The organism is Streptomyces narbonensis, assembly GCF_014649015.1.
Taxonomy (GTDB): domain Bacteria; phylum Actinomycetota; class Actinomycetes; order Streptomycetales; family Streptomycetaceae; genus Streptomyces; species Streptomyces narbonensis.
In genome coordinates this window covers 1-20,041 of record NZ_BMSF01000020.1, presented here as the reverse complement: position 1 = coordinate 20,041, position 20,041 = coordinate 1, and the positions used below count along the sequence as shown (strand labels likewise).

The following is a 20,041-nucleotide window of genomic DNA, read 5'->3' as shown; positions in this document are numbered from 1 at the left end:
GACGCATCTAGGTCAGTGCTCGTCCTCCATGCCCGCAGGGCCAAGGATCCGTACGCCGTACGGGAGGCCCGTGCCCGTCACCGTCGTCCTCGGGCCCTCCGGTGTCCGTGTCACCCGGTAGACCGCCGCCGGGGCGCCCCCGTGGTCGGGGACCGAGACCGTGGTCGTCGTGCCGGGGGCCGCGCCCGGGGCCACGAGCAGCGTCAGGCCGTCGAGCCAGTCGCCGTCCGGGCGGGAGTCGTCCGCGCCCAGGGGCAGGACCGCGCCAGGGCGGACGTACAGCGGGAGGCTGTCGAGTGCGTGGGTCTCGTGGCGCCAGCAAGGGCCGGTGACCGTCTCGCCCGTGAGGAGGTGGGTCCATTCCCCCTCGGGGACGTACACCTCCACCTCGCCGCCGGCCGTGAGCACCGGGGCGACGAGCAGGTCGGGGCCGAGCATGTACTGCCGGTCCAGCGTCCGGCAGGCCGGGTCGTCCGGGAATTCGAGCAGCATGGGGCGCATGACGGGGACGCCCGTGGCGTGGGCCTCGGCGGCCACCCCGTACAGATACGGCATGAGCCGGTGCTTGATCCGGGTGAAGCGGCGCGCGACCTCGACGGCCGTCTCTCCGAACTCCCACGGCACCCGGTAGGAGTCGCTGCCGTGCAGCCTGCTGTGCGAGGAGAGCAGGCCGAAGGAGAGCCAGCGTGTGAAGACCTCGGGCTCCGGTGTGCCCTCGAAGCCGCCGATGTCGTGGCTCCAGAAGCCGAAGCCGCTGAGGGAGAGCGAGAGTCCGCCGCGCAGCGACTCCGCCATCGCCTCGAAGGACGCCCAGCAGTCGCCGCCCCAGTGGACGGGGAACTGCTGGCCGCCGGCGGTCGCCGAGCGCGCGAACAGCACGGCCTCGCCCGTGCCGCGCTCCTTCTCCAGGAGCTCGAAGACGGTCCGGTTGTAGAGCTGGGCGTAGTAGTTGTGCATCCGCTCGGGGTCCGAGCCGTCGTGCCAGACGACGTCGGTGGGGATCCGTTCGCCGAAGTCGGTCTTGAAGCAGTCGACGCCCTGCGCGAGCAGGGGCCGCAGCCTGTCCTGGAACCAGGTCCTGGCATCGGGGTTCGTGAAGTCGACGAGGGCCATGCCTGGCTGCCACAGGTCCCACTGCCAGACGTCGCCGTTCGGCCGCTTCACCAGATGGCCGCGCTCTCTGCCCTCCTCGAAGAGGGCGGACTTCTGCGCGATGTACGGGTTGATCCACATGCCGACGCGCAGGCCCCGCGCCTTCAGCCGGGCCAGCATGCCGGCCGGGTCGGGGAAGGTCTCGGGGTCCCAGCGGAAGTCCGACCACTGGTACTCGCGCATCCAGAAGCAGTCGAAGTGGAAGACGGAGAGCGGGATGCCGCGCTCCTCCATGCCGTCGACGAAGGAGGTGACGGTCTCCTCGTCGTAGCGGGTGGTGAAGGAGGTCGTGAGCCAGAGGCCGAAGGACCAGGGCGGGGGCAGGGCGGGGCGGCCGGTGAGCGCGGTGTAGCGCGCGAGGACGTCCTTGGGCGTCGGGCCGGCCACGACGACGTACTCGACGCTCTGGTCCTCGACGCTGAACTGGACCTGGCCGACGGCCTCCGAGCCGACCTCGAAGGAGACCCGGCCGGGGTGGTTGACGAAGACGCCGTAGCCGCGCGAGGAGAGGTAGAACGGGATGTTCTTGTAGGCCTGTTCGCTGCTGGTGCCGCCGTCGGCCTGCCAGATGTCGACGCTCTGGCCGTTCCGCACGAAGGGCGTGAAGCGCTCGCCGAGTCCGTAGACCTGCTCGCCGACGCCGAGCGCGAGCTGGACGGCCATGTGGTGGGCGCCGTCGGCCGTGGTGACGAACGCGGTGCCCTTGCGGCCCGCCTCGGTGAGCTTCCGGCCGCCGGCCTCGTGGAACTCCAGGGCCCAGGGCGCCGATCGGTCGAGGCGCAGCCGCAGCGGTCCGGAGGCGAGTTCGACGACCGGCCCTTCGACCACGACGGCACCGGAAGCGGAATCGCCGTCGGCCAGGACGAAGTCCGGCCCCCGGTGGGCCCTCCCCGCGTGGTGGGTGACGCGGACCGCGATCACGCCCTCGGCGGGCGACCGGCACTCCACGGTCAGGAGCGCCGAGTTCAGGGTGTCGCCGCGGGTCGCGACCCGTTTGACGGAGGCGTAGGCGGTGAAGCGGTCGGCTTCGACGCGCAGGTCGCGGACTTCGGTGGCGTACGAGGCGTGGACGCCCTCGCGCATCAGCCAGAAGCCGTCGGTGAACTTCATGCTGGTCCTTGGGGATGGGGGCGGAGGGGCTCCGCGGAGCCCTCAATAGTTATCCCAGAAAACAAAACGGCGAACCAGCCCCTGAGGGTCCCCGGACCCCCACCGGACCCCTTCGTATAGAAAACGCTTTCACGAACCCTGCGCGAAGCATTGACGAAACACGAACGCCCCCCTAGCTTCATGCCCGTTGCACTTCGTACGTCATATATGAGACGCGATACACGAGATCTGAGAGTGCTCCATGGCCTTCGCCCCCAGCCCCATCCCGTCCCGCACCCAGTACGTCCTGGAGGCGATCAAGCACGACATCCTCACCGGAGGGCTCAGACCCGGCCAGGCGCTCGTGGAGACCGAACTCGCCGCGCGCTTCGGGGTGTCGAAGACGCCGGTGCGCGAGGCGCTCAAGACCCTCGCGGGCAGCGGGCTCGTGGTGATGAGCCAGTACAAGGGCGTCACGGTCCGGATGGTCGACGCGGACATGGCCCGCGCGGTCTACGACGTACGCCTGCTCCTGGAGCCCGAGGCGGTCCGCCGCGCCGTCGCCTCCGCCGCCCCGCTGGACGCGGCGCACGAGGCACTGCGCCGGGCCGCCGGGGCCGAGGACCCGGCCGAACGGTCGCTCGCCAACCGCGACTTCCACCGTGCGCTCTACCTGCCCTGCGGCAATCCGCTGCTCGGCCGGATGCTCGACGAGGTCCGCGACCAGGCGGCCCTGGTCTCCACGGTCGCCTGGGCGGCCGTGCCCTCCTGGGAGCGCGAGGCCTCGGAGCACGAGGAGATCCTGCGGCTCGCCGCCGCGGGCGATGTCGAGGGAGCCGGCCGGGCCGTGCACGACCACATCGCCTCGTTCGTCGAGCGCGCCTTCCCCCAGTCCGCCCTGAACGACGAGTGAGCGAACGACCAGTGAGCAAGGATCCCGTGACCGAACAGACCGCGACCGCACAGCCTGTGACCGAACAGACCGTAACCGCACAGCCGGTGGCCGAACAGACCGTAACCGCACAGCCCGTGGCCGAACAGACCGTAACCGCACAGCCCGTCACCGCGCAGCCCGCGACCATCGACTTCGCAACCCTGAGAGCCGCCCTCGCCGACGTGGTGGCCATCCCCGTCACCCCGTTCGCCGAGGACGGCTCGGTCGACACCGTCGCCCACCGGGCGCTGCTGCGCCGGCTGCTCGACGGCGGCGTCCGCACCCTCACGCCGAACGGCAACACCGGCGAGTTCTACGCCCTCACCCCCGAGGAGCGCCGCTCCCTCACCGAGGCGACCGTCGAGGAGGCCGGGGACCGCGCGGTGATCCTGGTCGGTGTCGGCCACGACGTACCGACGGCCGTCGAGGCCGCCCGGCACGCCCGCGCCGCCGGGGCCCACATGCTGATGGTGCACCAGCCCGTGCACCCGTACGTCTCCGAGAGCGGCTGGGTCGACTACCACCGGGCCATCGCCGAGGCCGTGCCGGAGCTCGGCGTCGTCCCGTACATCCGCAACCCGCTCCTGACCGGCGCCCGGCTCGCCGAGCTCGGCGCCGCCTGCCCCAACGTCGTCGGCGTGAAGTACGCCGTCCCGGACGCGTCCCGGTTCGCCGGCTTCGCCCGGGACGCGGGCCTCGACCGCTTCGTGTGGGTCGCGGGGCTCGCCGAGCCGTACGCCCCCTCGTACTTCGCGAGCGGCGCGACCGGCTTCACCTCCGGCCTCGTCAACGTCTCCCCCGCGCTCTCCCTGGAGATGCTGCACGCCCTGCGGGCGGGCGACTACCCGACCGCGATGAAGGTGTGGGAGCGGATCCGCCGCTTCGAGGAGCTGCGCGCCGCGAACGGCAGCGCCGACAACGTGACCGTCGTCAAGGAGGCCCTCGCCTCCCTCGGCCTGTGCCGCCGCGACATCCGCCCGCCGAGCCGGGAACTCCCGGAGAGCGAGCGGGCCGAGGTCGCCGCGATAGCCGCCGGCTGGCCGGCATGAGCGAGCCGACCGCCCCGCGGCGCCCCGAGCCCGGTGCCCCCCGGCGCCCCGAGGAGCTGCGCAGCCACCAGTGGTACGGCACCGACGGGCTCCGCTCGTTCAGCCACCGCGCCCGCACCCGCCAGCTCGGCTACCTGCCCGAGGAGCACCTCGGCAAGCCGGTGATCGCGGTCCTCAACACCTGGTCCGACATCAATCCCTGCCACGTCCACCTCCGCGACCGCGCGCAGGCCGTGAAGCGGGGTGTGTGGCAGGCGGGCGGCTTCCCGCTCGAATTCCCGGTCTCCACGCTCTCGGAGACCTTCCAGAAGCCCACCCCGATGCTCTACCGGAACCTCCTCGCGATGGAGACGGAGGAGCTGCTCCGCTCGTACCCGGTGGACGGGGCGGTCCTGATGGGCGGTTGCGACAAGACGACACCGGCGCTGCTCATGGGCGCCGCCTCCGTCGACCTGCCGACCGTCTTCGTGCCGGCCGGCCCGATGCTGCCCGGCCACTGGCGCGGCGAGACCCTCGGTTCCGGTACGGACATGTGGAAGTACTGGGACGAGAAGCGGGCGGGGCGGATCGGCGACTGCGAGATGGCCGAGCTGGAGAACGGCCTGGCCCGCTCCCCCGGCCACTGCATGACGATGGGGACGGCCTCCACGCTCACCGCCGCCGCGGAGACCCTGGGCGTGACCGTGCCGGGCGCCTCCTCGGTGCCGGCGGTGGACTCGGGCCACGACCGGATGGCCGCGGCCTCGGGGCTGCGGATCGTGGAGCTCGTACGGCAGGACCTGCGGCTGTCGCGGCTGCTGACCCGGGAGGCGTACGAGGACGCGGTCGCCGCCGTCCTGGCGCTCGGCGGTTCGACGAACGCGGTGATCCATCTCATCGCGATGGCGGGGCGCTCCGGGGTGAAGCTCACGCTCGACGACTTCGACCGGATCGCGCGGACCGTCCCGGTCCTGGCGAACCTCCGGCCCGGCGGCCGGTACCTCATGGAGGACTTCCACTTCGCGGGCGGGATGCCGGGCTTCCTGTCGCGGCTCACGGATGTGCTGCACCTGGACCGGCCGACGGTCTCGCACGCCACCCTGCGCGAGCAGCTCGCCGGGGCGCTCGTCCACGACGAGGACGTGATCCGGGACCGGGACAGGCCCTTGGCCGCCGAGGGCGGGGTGGCCGTGCTGCGCGGCAACCTCTGTCCGGACGGCGCGGTGATCAAGCACATCGCCGCCGAGCCGCGGCTGCTGAAGCACACGGGTCCCGCGGTCGTCTTCGACGACTACCGGACCATGCAGCGGACCATCGACGACCCGGCTCTCGGCATCACCGCCGAGCATGTGCTCGTGCTGCGCGGTGCGGGCCCCAAGGGCGGTCCGGGCATGCCGGAGTACGGGATGCTGCCGATCCCCGCGTATCTCCTGGAGCAGGGGGTGAAGGACATGGTCCGGATCTCGGACGCCCGGATGAGCGGGACGAGCTACGGGGCGTGCGTGCTGCACGTGGCGCCCGAGTCGCATGTCGGCGGACCCCTTGCCCTCGTCCGTACGGGCGATACGATCACCCTCGACGTCGTGGCCCGATCCCTCCATCTGCACGTCGCGGAAGAGGAGATGGACCGCCGCAGGGCCGCGTGGACGCCTCCTCCGGCCCGGTACGAGCGCGGCTACGGCGCGCTCTACATCGAGCAGATCTCCCAGGCCGACACCGGCTGCGACTTCGCGTTCCTGGCCAGGCCGGGGACCACCCCCGATCCGTACGCGGGCTGAGCCCGCCGCTCGGAGCACCCCCCGACCCGTCCGCACCTCCCCCTCGCCCCCCCTGTCCGAAATCTCGAACGTCGTTCGCGAAGCGCTTCACCGAGAACGGAGCCGCCGTCATGGCCTCAGCTGTGACCTCACCGCCCCAGGCCGGAAAGCCCCAGGCCGATCCGGCACGGAGGCGCCGCCGCACGGGAGCGGCCCCCCGCCGACTGCCGTATCTCCTGATCGCCCCCGCCGGACTGCTGATGCTGGGCTTCATCGCCTACCCGGTGCTCAGCGTCTTCTACTACAGCCTCCAGCACTACAACCCCACCAAACCCTGGCGGAACGGCTTCGCCGGCCTCGACAACTTCACCCGGATCTTCACCGACGACCCGCACTTCTGGGGGACGCTGTCCTTCAGCCTGAAGTGGGTCGTGGTCGAGGTGACGCTCCAGCTGCTCTTCGGCCTCGCCCTCGCCCTGATCGTGAACCAGACCTTCGTGGGCCGCGCCCTGGGCCGGGCCCTCGTCTTCTCGCCGTGGGCCGTCTCGGGCGTGCTCACCTCCGCGATCTGGGTGCTGCTCTACAACTCCCAGACCGGCATCACGCGTTACCTGGCGGACCTGGGCATCGGCGAGTACGGCACGTCCCTGCTCTCCGACACCGCGACCGTCTTCCCCGCGGCGATCGTCGCCGACCTCTGGCGCGGGGTGCCCTTCTTCGCCATCCTCATCCTGGCCGACCTCCAGTCCGTACCGAAGGACCTGTACGAGGCGGCCGAGGTCGACGGAGCGGGCCGGATCCGCCAGTTCCTGCACATCACGCTGCCCCACATCCGGGACGCGATCGTGCTGTCCACGCTGCTGCGCGCGGTGTGGGAGTTCAACAACGTCGACCTGCTCTACACACTGACCGGCGGCGGCCCCGCGGGCGAGACGACCACCCTCCCGCTGTACATCGCCCACACCAGCGTCGACGCCCACAACTTCGGATACGCCTCCGCCCTCACCACGGTGGCGTTCGTGATCCTTCTCTTCTGCTCGATGGTCTATCTGCGCCTGAGCAAGTTCGGAGGCGACGGCAAGTGACAGCCGAGTCCACCCTGACCGCCGCCCCCGCCCCCGGGGCCGCGCAGGCACCCCCGCCCCTCGACCGGACCCCGCCGACCGCAGGTCGCAAGCGCCGCCCGGCCTGGGACGAGGTCCCCCGCTGGCAGATCTACCTGCCGCTCGGGATCTACCTCGTCTTCACGCTGGTCCCCTTCTACTGGATCCTGCTGTTCGCGGTGCGCCCGGCCGGTTCCACCTCGCTCCTGCCCTGGCCGATGACCACCGACCACTTCGAGAAGGTGTGGACGGAGCGCAGCTTCGGCGTCTTCTTCCAGAACAGCCTGCTCATCGGCGTCGCGGTGCTCGTGATGACCACGGTCGTCGCCCTGGCCGGGGGTTACGCCCTCGCGCGCTTCGACTTCCGGATCAAGAAGGGCTTCATGCTGGCCCTGCTCTGCTCGCAGTTCGTGCCGGGCGCCCTGCTGCTCGTCCCGCTCTTCCAGATCTTCGCCGAGCTGCGGATGATCAACTCCCTCGGCTCGGTCATCATCGCCGAGACGGTCTTCCAGCTCCCGCTGTCGATGATCCTCATCAGCGGCTTCATCCGGAACGTGCCGTACTCCCTGGAGGAGGCCGCCTGGGTCGACGGCTGCAACCGCTTCTCCGCGTTCCGGATCGTCGTCCTGCCGCTCCTGCGGCCCGGGCTCGTCGCCGTCGGCTCCTTCGCCTTCGTCCACGCCTGGAACCACTTCCTCTTCGCCCTGATGTTCCTGAGCAGCCAGTCCAAGCAGACGATCCCGGTCGGCCTCAACACCCTGATGGGAGCCGACAGCGTCGACCTCGGCGCGCTCGCCGCGGGCGGGGTCATCGCCGCCGTCCCCGTCGTCATCGTCTTCGCCTTCATCCAGAAGTGGCTGGTCACCGGCTTCAGCGCCGGGGCGGTGAAGGGATGACCAGCACAGAGGTGAGCAGCACCCGGACGACCCTCGACAAGGAAGCCATGAACACCGCACGCACCCCGCTGCCCGTCGTCCTCGCCGGCGCCCGCGGCCACGGCCGCAGCCACCTTCTCAACATCCGCCGTCTCGAAGAGCGCGGCCTCGTCCGCCTCGCCGGGGTCTGCGAGCTGCGCCCGCTGGACGCGGCCGAGCTGGAGGGCATCGGGGACCCGGAGCAGTCCCACGACTTCGAGGCTCTCCTCGCCTCGACCGGTGCCCGGATAGCCGTGCTCAGCACGCCCATCCAGACCCACACCGACATGACGCTCGCCGCCGCCCGGCACGGCGCGCACATCCTCCTGGAGAAGCCGCCCGCCCCCTCGCTCGCGGAGTTCCGCAGGATGGCCGACGGGGTCGCCGACGCCGGGGTCGCTTGTCAGATCGGCTTCCAGTCGCTCGGCTCGCACGCGGTGCCCGCGATCCGCCGGATGGTCGAGGAGGGCGCGATCGGCGAGCTCCTCGGGGTCGGCGCCGCCGGCGCCTGGGTCCGCGACGAGGCCTACTTCCGGCGCGCTCCCTGGGCGGGGCACCGGCGCCTCGGCGGGGTCGACGTCGTCGACGGGGCGCTCACCAACCCCCTCGCGCACGCCGTCGCCACCGCGCTCGCGCTCTCCGGCTCCACCCGGGCCGAGGACGTCGAGCACATCGAGACCGAACTGCACCACGCCAACGCCATCGAGTCCGACGACACCTCGTGCGTGCGGGTCGTGACGGCGGCCGGCACGCAGGTGACGGTGGCGGCGACGCTCTGCGCCGAGAAGTCCTCGGAGCCGTACGTCGTCGTCCACGGCAGCCAGGGCCGCATCACCTTCTGGTACCGGCAGGACCGGGTCCTCGTGCAGCGGGCGGGGCACGGCCCGGTGGAGACCGAGTACGGGCGGACCGACCTCCTGGAGAACCTCGTCGCCCATGTCACGGACGGCGAGCCGCTGTGGGTGCCACCGGCGGAGACCGGTGCGTTCATGCGGGTCGTCGAGGCGGTCCGCACCGCTCCGGATCCGCTGGAGGTGCCGGCCGGGCACTGGCACGGCGAGCCCGGCGAGAGCGCGCCGCGCCGGGTCGTCGACGGGATCGACGCCCTGGTCGACGCGAGCGCCGACGAGCTGCGGCTCTTCTCCGAACTCGGCGCCGCCTGGGCGCCGTCGACCCGGGCGGGGGTCCGATGACCACCGAGCGGCCGACCCTCCTGCGGTGCGCGGGCCGCACCGTCGCCCGCTACACCACCCGGCCCCCGCTGGCCCTCGACCACTCCCCCCGGCCGTACCTGCACCCGGTGACGACCCTCGGCGGGCGGGTCGTGACCGAGACCGTGCCCGAGGACCACCCGCACCACCTGGGGGCGGGGGTCGCCGTCCCCGACGTCGCGGGCCACAACTTCTGGGGCGGGCGCACCTTCGTCCGGGGCCGCGGCTCGGTCGAGCTCGACAACCACGGCGTGCAGCGCCACGACGGGTTCAAGCTGTGCGACCCGGACGGCTTCGTCGAGGAGCTGACCTGGTGGGCGGCGGGCGAACGGCTCCTGCGCGAGCACCGGACCGTGGCGGCCACCGCCCTCACGGACACCGCCTGGGCGCTCGACCTCACCTTCTCCCTCGCCAACGTGTCGGGGCGGGACCTGTCGGTCGGCAGCCCCGCGACGAACGGCCGGCCGGGGGCCGCGTACGGCGGCTTCTTCTGGCGCGCGCCCAAGGAGGCGGCGGTGCCCGTGGTCTTCGGCGCGGAATCCGGCGCGGACGACGAGGAGTCGGTCCACGGCGCCCGCTCCGACTGGGTGGCGCTCGCGGGCGAGGGCTGGACCCTGGTCTTCGCCGGGGCGACGGAGACGACCCGCCGCGACCCGTGGTTCGTGCGGGCCGCCGAGTACCCGGGCGTGGGCTCGTCCCTCGCCCACGACGGCCGGCTGCCGGTGCCCGCCGGGGAGACGTTCGTACGGCGGGTGGTGACCGTCGTCGCCGACGGCCGGCTCGACCGGTCCGGCGCCGCCGCCCTGGTCCGCAAGGCGGTGGCCTCGTGACCCGCCCGGCCGGCCGGGCCGACACCGGCGACCTGGGCGACGGCACGTACCGCAATCCCGTGCTCGCGGCCGACTGGTCGGACCCGGACGTGGTCCGGGCCGGCGAGGACTACTACCTGACGGCGTCCAGCTTCGGCCGCGCCCCCGGCCTCCCGCTGCTGCACTCCCGGGACCTGGTCAACTGGACGATCGTGGGCCATGCCCTGGAGCGGCTCGAACCGGCGGCCGCGTTCACCGCGCCCCGGCACGACCGCGGGGTGTGGGCCCCCTCGCTCAGGCACCACGACGGCCGGTTCTGGATCTTCTGGGGCGATCCCGACCACGGGATCTACCAGGTCAACGCCGCCTCGGTGCGAGGGCCGTGGACCGCCCCGCACCTGGTGAAGTCGGGGCTCGGGCTGATCGACGCCTGCCCCCTGTGGGACGAGGAGTCCGGCGAGGCGTACCTCGTCCACGGGTGGGCGAAGTCCCGGGCCGGGTTCAACAACCGGCTCACCGGGCACCGGATGAGCCCCGACGGCACGAAGGTCCTCGACGAGGGCCGGGTCCTCGTCGACGCCGACCGGATCCCGGGCTGGTTCACCCTGGAGGGCCCAAAGCTCTACCGGCACGACGGCTGGTTCTGGATCCTCGCCCCGGCCGGGGGCGTGGCCACGGGCTGGCAGGGCGCCTTCCGGTCACGGTCGTTCCACGGCCCGTACGAGGAGCGGACCGTCCTCGCGCAGGGCGACACCGACGTCAACGGCCCCCACCAGGGCGGCTGGGTGCGCACCCAGCACGGCGAGGACTGGTTCCTGCACTTCCAGCAGTCGGGCGCGCACGGCCGGCTCGTCCACCTCCAGCCGATGCGCTGGGGTGCGGACGGCTGGCCGGTGCTCGGCGACGGCGGCGCGCCCGTCCGGGTCCACCGCAAGCCGGACCTGCCGGAGCAGCCGCCGTCGCGGCCGGCGGTCGACGACACCTTCCCCGGCGGGCGGTTCGGCCGCCAGTGGCAGTGGACCGCCAATCCGGACGAGGGCTGGGCGACCCAGCACGCGGGCGACGGCCTGCGCCTCGGCTGTGTGCGTACGGACCGGCTCGACGACCTGCGGAGCGTTCCGCACGTGCTCACGCAGCGGCTGCCGGCCCGGGCGTGCGCGGTCGAGGTCGGGCTGCGGCTGGACGGCGAGGCCGCCGGGGCCCGCGCGGGCCTCGTGGTCCTGGGCGACGCGTACGCCTGGATCGGCCTGGAGCGCGCCCGGGACGGCACGGTCCGGCTGGCGCACCGGTTCGCCCCGGCCAACGCCCACACCGAGCGGGACGCGGCCCGCTCGCGGCCGGTGGCCGGGGGCCGGGTCCTGCTGCGGATCGAGGTCACGGCGGACGCGCGCTGCCGATTCTCGTACTCCTCCGACGGCACCGATGACGGTCCGGTCCCGCTGGGCCCGGAGTTCGCCGCCACCCCCTGGCGCTGGGTCGGCGCGCTGCTCGGCCTGTTCGCGGGGGCACCGGAGGGCTCGGGACACGCCGGGACGGCCGTGTTCTCGGACTTCCGCGTCACTCCCTGAGCGGCCCCACGGCGCACGCTCACATACCCCCTGAGCCGCCCCACGGCTCACGTCACCCCCGAGCCGCCCCACGGCTCACGTCACCCACGCGCCGACCCACGGCTCGTGTCACTCCCCGTACTCCCCCACATCCCCACCCCATCCCCATCCCCATCCCCATCCCCATCCCCGCAAGACCCCGAGAGAAGAGAGCCGACGATGACCATCTTCCCCGGCGGACGGCGCAGAGCCGCCGTCGCCCTCGCCCTGTCCGGTGTCCTCGCCCTGACCGCCACCGCCTGCGGTGACGACGGCAGCGGCGCGGGCGGCGACAAGGGTACGGAGGGATCGGGCAAGGGCAAGATCACCTTCTGGGACAACAACGGCGGCGTCCGCACCGATGTCTGGAAGGAGATCATCGCGGACTTCGAGAAGGCGAACCCGGACATCGACGTCGAGTACGTCGGCGTGGCCTCCAAGGAGGTGCAGTCCAAGTACGACACCGCCATCCAGGGCGGCGCCCTGCCGGACGTCGGCGGCGTCGGCGCGGCCATGCTCGCCGGGATCGCCGCCCAGGACGCCCTGGAGCCGCTGGACGCGCGGGTCGAGGACAGCGCGCTCAAGGGCAAGCTGAACACCGGCATGGTCGACAGCGTCAAGGCCGCCGGCGGCCAGGACAAGCTGTTCACCGTCCCGACCTCCGCCAGCAACGGCGTCCTCTACTACCGCACCGACCTGTTCAAGGCGGCCGGCCTGGCCGAGCCCACCACCTGGTCGGCGTTCTACGCGGCGGCGGAGAAGCTCACCGCCAGGGACAAGAACCGTTTCGGCTACACGATCCGCGGTGGCGCCGGCTCCATCGCGCAGGCCCTGGACGCGATGTACGGCCAGAGCGGCATCACCGACTTCTGGAACGGCGACAAGACCACCGTCAACGACCCGAAGAACGTCGCGGCCCTGGAGAAGTACGCCGGCCTGTTCAAGAGGACGACGCCGGCCGCCGACGTCAACAACGACTTCACCAAGATGGTCGCGCAGTGGGACAGCGGCGAGATCGGCATGCTGAACCACAACCTCGGCTCGTACCAGGACCACGTGAAGGCGCTCGGCACGGAGAAGTTCCGGGGCATCCCGAACCCGACCCTGGACGACGGCACCCGCGTGCAGGTCTCCAACCCGGTCGACGGCCTCGGCCTCTTCTCGACGAGCAAGAACAAGGCCGCCGCCTGGAAGTTCATCGAGTTCGCCGCCTCCCACGAGTCCAACAGCAAGTGGAACAAGTCCGCCGGCGCGATCCCCGCCAACACCGAGGCCGCGAAGGACGCGTGGCTCCAGGAGGCCGAGCCGACCAAGCTCGCCGCCGACGTCCTCTTCAGCGGCAAGGCCGCGATCGTGCAGCTGCCGTACTACCTGCCCGACTGGAACACCATCTCCAAGGCCGACAACGAGGCCGGCTTCCAGAAGGTCCTGCTCGGGAAGGCCACCGCCAAGGAGTTCCTCGACGCTCTCGCCGAGCAGCTGAACGCGGCCCAGGCCGAGTGGAAGCAGCAGAAGAAGTGAGCGTCGGCCGCCGCGCGGTGGTCACGGCCGGGGCGGGCCTCGCGCTCGCCCTGGCCGGGGCGCCCACCGCCCGTTCCCACGGACTCCCTTCCCCGGGACCCTCTCCCCAGGGACTCCCTCCCCGAGGACGCCCCCGCATGCGCACCGTTCACGTCGCGGGCGACTCCACGGCCGCCCAGAAGTACGCCGACGCCGCGCCCGAGACCGGGTGGGGCATGGCACTGCCCTTCTTCCTCCACAAGGGGCTGACCGTCGCCAACCACGCGGTCAACGGACGCAGCACCAAGAGCTTCCTCGACGAGGGCCGGCTCGACGCGATCCTGACGACGATCCGCCCCGGCGACCTGCTCCTCGTCCAGTTCGGCCACAACGACGCCAAGACCGCCGACCCCACCCGCTACACCGAGCCGTGGACCACCTACCAGGACAACCTGCGGGTATTCGTCGAGGGCGCGCGGGCCAGGGGCGCCCTCCCGGTGCTCGCCACCTCCGTCGAGCGGCGGAAGTTCGCCGCCGACGGCACGGCGCTGCGCACGCACGGCGCCTATCCGGCGGCGATGCGGGAGACCGCCCTGGAGTCGGACGTCCCGCTGCTCGACATCGAGGCGCTGTCGCTCGCCCTGTGGCAGGAGCTCGGCCCCGAGGCCACGAAGACGTACTTCAACTGGACCGCGACCGAGCAGGACAACACCCACTTCAACCCGCCCGGCGCGATCGAGGTGGCCCGCCTCGTCACCGCCGAGCTGCTCCGCACGCACGTCCTCGCACCGCGCGAGACGTGCCGCCTGGACGACGAGATACCCACCGACCGGATCACCTGGACCGTTTCCGAGGAGAGCTGACCGTGAACCGAAGCAAGCAGCTGGGAGTGGTGGCCGCGACCGCCCTCGCCCTGACGGTCACCGCGCCCGCCGCCGGCGCCCACACCGGCCACCGCCCAGCCGTGGACCCGGCGAGGGCGACCCTGCCGGCCGGCGACGGCTGGGCGGCCGAGGGCACGGGCACCACCGGCGGGTCCGCCGCCGACGCCTCCCGGGTCTTCACCGTCACCACCTGGGCCGAGTTCCGCGCCGCGCTCGAAGCGCCCGGCACCGAGCCCCGGATCGTGAAGGTGCGGGGCACGCTGGACGCGACCGCCGAGGGCTGCGCCGCCTTCGAGGCCCCCGGTTACGACTTCGCCCGCTACCTCGCCGACTACGACCCGGCGGTCTGGGGGTACGAGAACGAGGTCACCGGCCCCCAGGAGGACCTGCGCGCCGCCTCCGCCACCGACCAGGGCGAGGCCATCAAGGTGAAGGTGCCGGCGAACACCACGATCGTGGGTGTCGGGAGGCACGCGGGGATCACCGGCGGCAGCCTCCAGGTGCAGGGCGTGGACAATGTCATCGTCCGCAACCTCACCCTGGAGAGCCCCCTCGACTGCTTCCCGCAGTGGGACCCGACGGACGGCGCGACCGGGGCGTGGAACTCCGAGTACGACAGCCTCGTCGTGTACGGCTCCACGCACGTCTGGATCGACCACAACACCTTCACCGACGGGGCCCACCCGGACAGTTCGCTGCCCTCGTACTACGGGGAGGTCTACCAGCAGCACGACGGCGAGCTGGACGTCGTGCGCGGCGCGGACTACGTCACGGCCTCGTGGAACGTCTTCACCGACCACGACAAGACCCTGATGATCGGCAACAGCGACAGCGCCGGCGCCACCGACCGGGGCAGGCTCCGCGTCACCCTCCACCACAACCTCTTCGACAAGGTCGTGGAGCGGGCGCCCCGGGTGCGCTTCGGCCAGGTCGACGCGTACAACAACCACTTCGTGGTGGCGGGTCCGTCCTACGTCTACAGCCTCGGCATCGGCCAGGAGTCGCAGCTCGTCGCGGAGAAGAACGCCTTCACTCTCGCCTCCGACGTGCCCGCCGGGCAGATCCTGAAGAAGTGGAAGGACGCGCCGGTCACGACCTCCGGCAACTACGTCAACGGCCGCCCGGTCGACCTGCTCGCCGTCCACAACGAGCAGTTCCCCGCGGAGATCCTGCGCGGGGACGCGGGCTGGACGCCGGTGCTGCGCACCCGTGTCGACCACCCGAGGGCCGTCCCCGCCCTCGTCGACCACCGCGCGGGCGCGGGCCGCCTGCGCTGACCCCCGAGCGAAAGGAGGCCGGGGCCGACGCGCCTCCCCGGCCTCCTTTCTCCCTTCTCTCTCCTCGCCACTCCTCTCCCCCTCGTCCAGCGAAGGAGCACCCGCATGCCCTCGCACCACCCCGGAAGCGCCGCCCCCGGCCGCCGCGCCCTGCTCACCGCCGGTCTCGGCGCGGCCGTCGCCCTGGCCCTGCCCGCCCCGGCGGCGGGCGCCTCCCCGCTGTCGGGCAGGCCCTTCGGCCGTTTCGGTTCGCCCGCCGCCCGCCTCACCGGGCGGACGCTGTACGTGCACCCCGGCGGCCGCGGCGACCACACCACCGTCCAGGCCGCGGTCTCCGCCGCGAGCGGCGCCGGCTGGACGCTGGTGCTGGCCCCCGGGACGTACCGGGAGACGGTCGTCGTGAGCGCCGCCCGCACCGGCATGACCTGGATCGGCGCGAGTGGCGACCCCCGGGACGTCGTCGTGGTGTACGACAACGCCGCCGGGACTCCCCGCCCCGAGGGCGGCACCTACGGCACGAGCGGCTCCGCGACGACCACCGTGCAGGCGGACGGCTTCACCGCCCAGGGGGTGACCTTCGCCAACGACTTCCTCCGCACCGACCTCCCCGGGAACCCCGGCACGCAGGCCGTCGCGCTGAAGGCGCAGGGTGACCGCTCGGCGTTCTTCCACTGCCGGTTCCTCGGCCACCAGGACACGCTCTACGCGGACTCGACGTCCCTGGCGTCCTTCGCCCGGCAGTACTTCGCGCACTGCTACGTCGAGGGTGACGTCGACTTCGTCTTCGGCCGGGCCCGGGCGGTCTTCGAGCACTGCCACTTCCGTACGCTGGTCCGCACCGACCTGGCGGGCGCCCCGTACGGCTTCGTCTTCGCCCCGTCGACGGCGGGCCCCAACCCGTACGGCTTCCTGGCCTCGCGCTGCCGGATCACCAGCGAGGCGCCCGACGGCTACTACAAGCTGGCCAGGCCCTGGGTACCGAGCTCGGACACGACCGCCCGGCCGTCGCTCGTGGTCCGGGACAGCGTCCTCGGCCCCGGGATCGACGCCGTCGCCCCGTACGCGAACATGCGCGACGCCCACCCCTGGCAGGCTCAGCGCTTCGCGGAGTACCGCAACAGCGGCCGGGGCGCGACGGTCACCGTCCCGGAGAACCGCCCCCAGCTCGGCGCCGCCGAGGCGGCGACGGCGACCCGTGGGACGTACCTCGGGGACTGGGAGCCCCGGAGGGCCTTCGCCTGACGGGGAGCGCGAGGCACCTGGCCCCGACAGGGACGCGCGAGGCACCCGGCCCCGACGGGGTCCGGGTGCCTCGCCGTTCACGCCCGCAGGAGGGGGAAGTCCGCCTGTGCCCAGAGCGCACGGAGGTGGGCGGGCCCATCGCCGTCATCGGTGTCGTCGGTCCGCCACACCTCGGCCCGTCCGGTGGCGGCGTCGAACGGCGGCCAGCCCGGCTCTCCGGTCGCGGCGAAACCGGCCCAGGCGCCCACCATCCGGGCCGCGAGGTCGTGGTCGGCGGGGGTGGGGGCGCCGCCGATGAGGAAGGCCGCGCACTCCTTGTCGATGGTGCCGAAGGCGAAGGGGACGTCCGCGCAGTGCCAGGCCCGGACCGCTCCGTCGGGTCCGGTGCGCCGCCGGTCGAAGCGCGCCAGGAACGTCCTGCCGCCGGCCCACGCGTGCTGTTCGGCGAGCCGGCAGGCGTACTCGCCGAACAGGAGGTCGCCGAAGACCGCCAGGTAGACGTCGAGCACCGGTGCGTCGGGCAGCGCGGCGCGATAGCCGGCGACGAGCCCTTCAGGTGTGCCGAAGTCCTCGGCGAAGCGCTCCAGTTGCTCTCCGGTGGTGACCTTCGCGCAGCTGCCGACGGCGTCGAGCAGCCAGTACTCCTCGGTGGTGTGGCAGACGAGGAGGTCCACGTCCCGGCCCGCGCCCTCCGCGAGGCCCGTGAGGGGGTCGGTGGGCAGGACGTCCCCGTCGAGGACGGGGGCGTACAGCGAGGGATCGTAGTGGCGGGAGCCGGAGGCGGGATCGCGCCGGTAGTCGTCGACCACCTGGTCGGAGGCGGTGACGAGGTCCAGCGGCGTCGCCGCCGCAAGGCCCTCGGGGGTGGCGGGGCGGCCCGCCGCGGCGGCGACCTCGCGCGTGGTCGCGGCGGCGATGCCGGGCGTGTAGCAGGGGCTGGCCGGGCTGTGGAGGACGGCCCGGTGGAACAGTCCGCGTGCCCGGTCCATCACCATGAGGCAGGCGATCGAGGCCGCCCCCGAGGACTGGCCGGCCACCGTCACGTTGCCGGGATCGCCGCCGAACGCGGCGATGTTCTCCCGCACCCACCGCAGGGCGGCGACCTGGTCGAGCAGGCCGCGGTTGTCGGGGTGGGCGGTGCCGTCGGCGGCGGGTCCGGTGGCGGGGATGTGCCCGAACCCCTCGAAGCCGAGGCGGTAGTTGAGGGTGACCACGACCAGTCCGGCGCGGGCGAGGGCGTGGCCGTCGAAGTCGGGCTGGGCCGAGGAGCCGAAGGTGTAGGCGCCCCCGTGGATCCAGACGAGGACGGGCAGGGAGCCGCCGTCCGGGGCCGGGGTCCAGACGTTGACGGTGAGGACGTCCTCGTCGCCCGGCGACCAGCCGGGCGCGCCGGGCAGTTCCGCCGACTGCGGGGCGACGGGGCCGAAGGCCGTACCGTCCCGTACGTCGGCCCACGGGGCCGCCGGGGCGGGCTCCCGGAACCGGTGGACGCCGAACGGCGGTGCGGCGTAAGGGATTCCGAGCACGGCGACGACCTCGTCGGAGGCCCGGAAGCCCCGTACCGCACCGTGCGTCGTCTTGAAGATGTCCATGGGTCAAGCGTGTCATCCGGCCCTTCGCCCGCACCAACACCAAGATCATGACGATTCACGCACCACCGATGTCAATCGCGGGCGCCCGCCCCTCAGGGCAGCAGGTCGACGCAGTCGAACGCGGTGCCCGCGCTCAGGAAGCCGGTGCCGGTGGAGCCGCTGACGACGTTCAGCTTCAGGACGTTGTACTGGCTCGGGTCGGTCTTCCAGGCGCTCGCCGGGACGACGTAGGTGAAGGTGTGGTTGTTGCCCCGGTAGGAGCCGTTGGTCAGCGAGCGGGTCGAGGGCTGGGCCGGGGGCGAGGGGATCGCGGAGACCCAGTCGTTGACGGTGACCTGGGGCCGGCCGTTGAGGAAGGCGGTGGTGACGCCGATCCGGAGGGTGTGCGCGGCGGCGGCCTGGGCGGCGGTGAGCCTGAAGTACACGAGGACGCCGTCGTTGACGTCCTTCCACAGGTAGCAGGGGAAGGAGGCGGCGACGTCACCGGCTCCCAGCACGACGTTCCCGGTCCAGGACGCGGCCCGGACGTCGGCGGGGTGGGCGTAGGTCATGAGGGTGGCGTTCTTGAACCCGCCGGGCGTGCCGTCCCAGTCGCCGATGCGCCAGATCGCGGGGGCGGCGCTCGGGTCGTTGGTGAGGGTGAGGGTGTGCAGGGCGGTGGCGGCGCCGGCGGTGACGGTCACCGTGCCGGTGTGGACGGCGAGTTCGCCCTTGTAGACGGTGAGGGTGTACGTGCCGGGGAGCATCCCCCGGCAGGAGAAGGCGCCGGTGCCGGCGGTGGCGCGGGTCCAGTACTGGGCGGCGGCGTTGGCGAAGCCGACGGTGTACGGGTGGTCCGCGTCCATGCCGGCGAGGCCGACGCCCGCGACCCGGCCGCGGCCCGCGGCGCCGACCCAGCCGGGGATGCCGAGGCCGTCGACCCAGGAGGTGTCGTGGTTGGCGGCGAAGAGGGCCGGGGAGGGCGTCCCGCCGTCGGTGAAGGCGAGCAGGTAGGGGCCCTGGAGGCCGAAGCGCATCGCCTCCGTCTGGGACTGGTTGTAGTGGAGGATCTCGTACAGGCCGACGCCGAGTTCGTTGGAGTGGCGGAGGAGCGAGCGGTAGAACGGGCCGCCCGAGGCCTTCTCGTGGTTGGAGCGGACCATCCAGAGGCCGGCCGAGCCGGTGGTGTAGCCGATGGTGTCGTAGTCCATGACGCGGACGCCGGAGTAGTGCTTGGAGCGGGTGTGGCCGTCGGCGCGCTGCCAGACGTCCCCGGCCTCGATGACGGTGTCGGCGCCCTCGACCCAGGAGTCGGGGCCCGCGTTCGGGAAGATCCCCGGCTTGAGGCGGGCGATGAAGCGGGTCGCGGTGAAGGACGTGTCGGCCTTGTGGGTCCACAGATAGACGTTGTTCAGGCCGGAGCGGGCCGCGATGTAGTGGCGGAGCGTGCCGTGGACGACGGTGACGAGGACGGTGGAGCCGGTCTGCACGAGGGTGACGGTGGAGGCGCCGAGTCCGGACTCGACGTGCGAGTGCTTGCCGCCGTACCCCTCGTACTCCGTGCCCTTGTAGACGAGGGACGTGAGGTCCCCGGTCGACTTCGAGACCTTGAACACGAGTCCGGCGCCGGTGTCGACGACGTACTGCGCGCCGTCGTCGCTCCAGCCGAAGCCGGCCGCCGAGGCGGTGCCGGGCGCGAGGCCCGCGGTGGCGGCGAGGGCCACGCTCGCACCGAGGAGGGTGCGGCGGCGGAGGGGGTGCTGGGAGGTGCTGTCGTCGTACGAGCGCATCGGCGTGCGGCTCCTTCGGTACGAGGGGTACGGGGCGGCTCCCGGTTGCCCCTAGGGGGTGTCGTCACATTCCCGTCGTCGCCCCTAGGGCGGCCCCGCGGCGTCTGGTGCGTGCTCTCGGCGTGCCGGGTGGAAGCCCACGTACTGGACGTACGTGGGCTTCCACCCGGTGCGGCGAGAGTGCGTGCCTGGGG

15 protein-coding genes are annotated in these 20,041 nt (G+C 72.5%); 12 read left to right on the top strand and 3 right to left on the bottom strand.

Going from position 1 to position 20,041, the window contains the following annotated elements:
- Positions 1 to 12: 12 nt before the first annotated feature.
- Positions 13 to 2,262: an alpha-xylosidase gene (yicI, locus tag IE124_RS29380; protein ID WP_189512112.1), complete on the bottom strand. Its 2,250-nt coding sequence runs from the start codon at positions 2,260 to 2,262 to the stop codon at positions 13 to 15.
- A 241-nt stretch (positions 2,263 to 2,503) separates the two neighbouring features.
- On the opposite strand from yicI, the gene IE124_RS29375 reads away from it, so the two are divergent.
- The 12 genes from IE124_RS29375 (at position 2,504) to IE124_RS29320 (ending at position 16,486) form a co-directional block, all read left to right on the top strand.
- Positions 2,504 to 3,154 (top strand): GntR family transcriptional regulator, encoded by a 651-nt coding sequence (locus IE124_RS29375; RefSeq protein WP_141293686.1) that lies wholly within the window; start codon positions 2,504 to 2,506, stop codon positions 3,152 to 3,154.
- Between the two features lie 167 nt (positions 3,155 to 3,321).
- Positions 3,322 to 4,224 carry a dihydrodipicolinate synthase family protein gene (locus IE124_RS29370; RefSeq protein WP_189512290.1) on the top strand — a complete coding sequence of 301 codons (903 nt, stop codon included), beginning with the start codon at positions 3,322 to 3,324 and terminating at the stop codon, positions 4,222 to 4,224.
- On the top strand, positions 4,221 to 5,981 hold the full coding sequence (araD, locus tag IE124_RS29365) for an L-arabinonate dehydratase (protein ID WP_189512109.1): 1,761 nt from the start codon (positions 4,221 to 4,223) through the stop codon (positions 5,979 to 5,981). Before IE124_RS29370 ends, araD begins: the two co-directional genes overlap by 4 nt.
- 110 nt (positions 5,982 to 6,091) lie before the next feature.
- Entirely contained in the window at positions 6,092 to 7,045 is a 954-nt protein-coding gene (locus tag IE124_RS29360; protein WP_189512107.1) for a carbohydrate ABC transporter permease, read from the top strand.
- Between the two features lie 14 nt (positions 7,046 to 7,059).
- Complete coding sequence (locus tag IE124_RS29355) at positions 7,060 to 7,959, top strand: carbohydrate ABC transporter permease (RefSeq protein ID WP_370468839.1); 900 nt, start codon at positions 7,060 to 7,062, stop codon at positions 7,957 to 7,959.
- 47 nt (positions 7,960 to 8,006) lie between these two features.
- The gene (locus IE124_RS29350; protein WP_189512288.1) at positions 8,007 to 9,170 is read left to right on the top strand and encodes a Gfo/Idh/MocA family protein; all 1,164 of its coding nucleotides are present in this window, start codon (positions 8,007 to 8,009) and stop codon (positions 9,168 to 9,170) included.
- Positions 9,167 to 10,018, top strand: coding sequence for a DUF6807 domain-containing protein (locus IE124_RS29345; RefSeq protein ID WP_189512103.1), 852 nt, complete (start codon positions 9,167 to 9,169; stop codon positions 10,016 to 10,018). The genes IE124_RS29350 and IE124_RS29345 overlap by 4 nt, the downstream gene beginning before the upstream one ends.
- A complete protein-coding gene (locus IE124_RS29340; protein WP_229832978.1) occupies positions 10,015 to 11,565 on the top strand; it encodes a glycoside hydrolase family 43 protein in 1,551 nt (516 codons plus the stop codon). The genes IE124_RS29345 and IE124_RS29340 overlap by 4 nt, the downstream gene beginning before the upstream one ends.
- A 198-nt stretch (positions 11,566 to 11,763) precedes the next feature.
- Entirely contained in the window at positions 11,764 to 13,104 is a 1,341-nt protein-coding gene (locus tag IE124_RS29335; protein ID WP_189512101.1) for an ABC transporter substrate-binding protein, read from the top strand.
- Positions 13,101 to 13,946, top strand: coding sequence for a rhamnogalacturonan acetylesterase (locus IE124_RS29330; protein ID WP_189512099.1), 846 nt, complete (start codon positions 13,101 to 13,103; stop codon positions 13,944 to 13,946). The genes IE124_RS29335 and IE124_RS29330 overlap by 4 nt, the downstream gene beginning before the upstream one ends.
- A gap of 2 nt (positions 13,947 to 13,948) precedes the next feature.
- On the top strand, positions 13,949 to 15,244 hold the full coding sequence (locus IE124_RS29325; RefSeq protein WP_189512097.1) for a pectate lyase family protein: 1,296 nt from the start codon (positions 13,949 to 13,951) through the stop codon (positions 15,242 to 15,244).
- Between the two features lie 105 nt (positions 15,245 to 15,349).
- On the top strand, positions 15,350 to 16,486 hold the full coding sequence (locus IE124_RS29320; RefSeq protein ID WP_189512095.1) for a pectinesterase family protein: 1,137 nt from the start codon (positions 15,350 to 15,352) through the stop codon (positions 16,484 to 16,486).
- Between the two features lie 77 nt (positions 16,487 to 16,563).
- Here IE124_RS29320 and IE124_RS29315 read toward each other — a convergent pair whose 3' ends face one another.
- On the bottom strand, positions 16,564 to 18,078 hold the full coding sequence (locus IE124_RS29315) for a carboxylesterase/lipase family protein (RefSeq protein WP_189512093.1): 1,515 nt from the start codon (positions 18,076 to 18,078) through the stop codon (positions 16,564 to 16,566).
- Between the two features lie 92 nt (positions 18,079 to 18,170).
- Positions 18,171 to 19,847, bottom strand: coding sequence for a rhamnogalacturonan lyase B N-terminal domain-containing protein (locus IE124_RS29310; protein ID WP_189512091.1), 1,677 nt, complete (start codon positions 19,845 to 19,847; stop codon positions 18,171 to 18,173).
- Positions 19,848 to 20,041 lie beyond the last annotated feature (194 nt).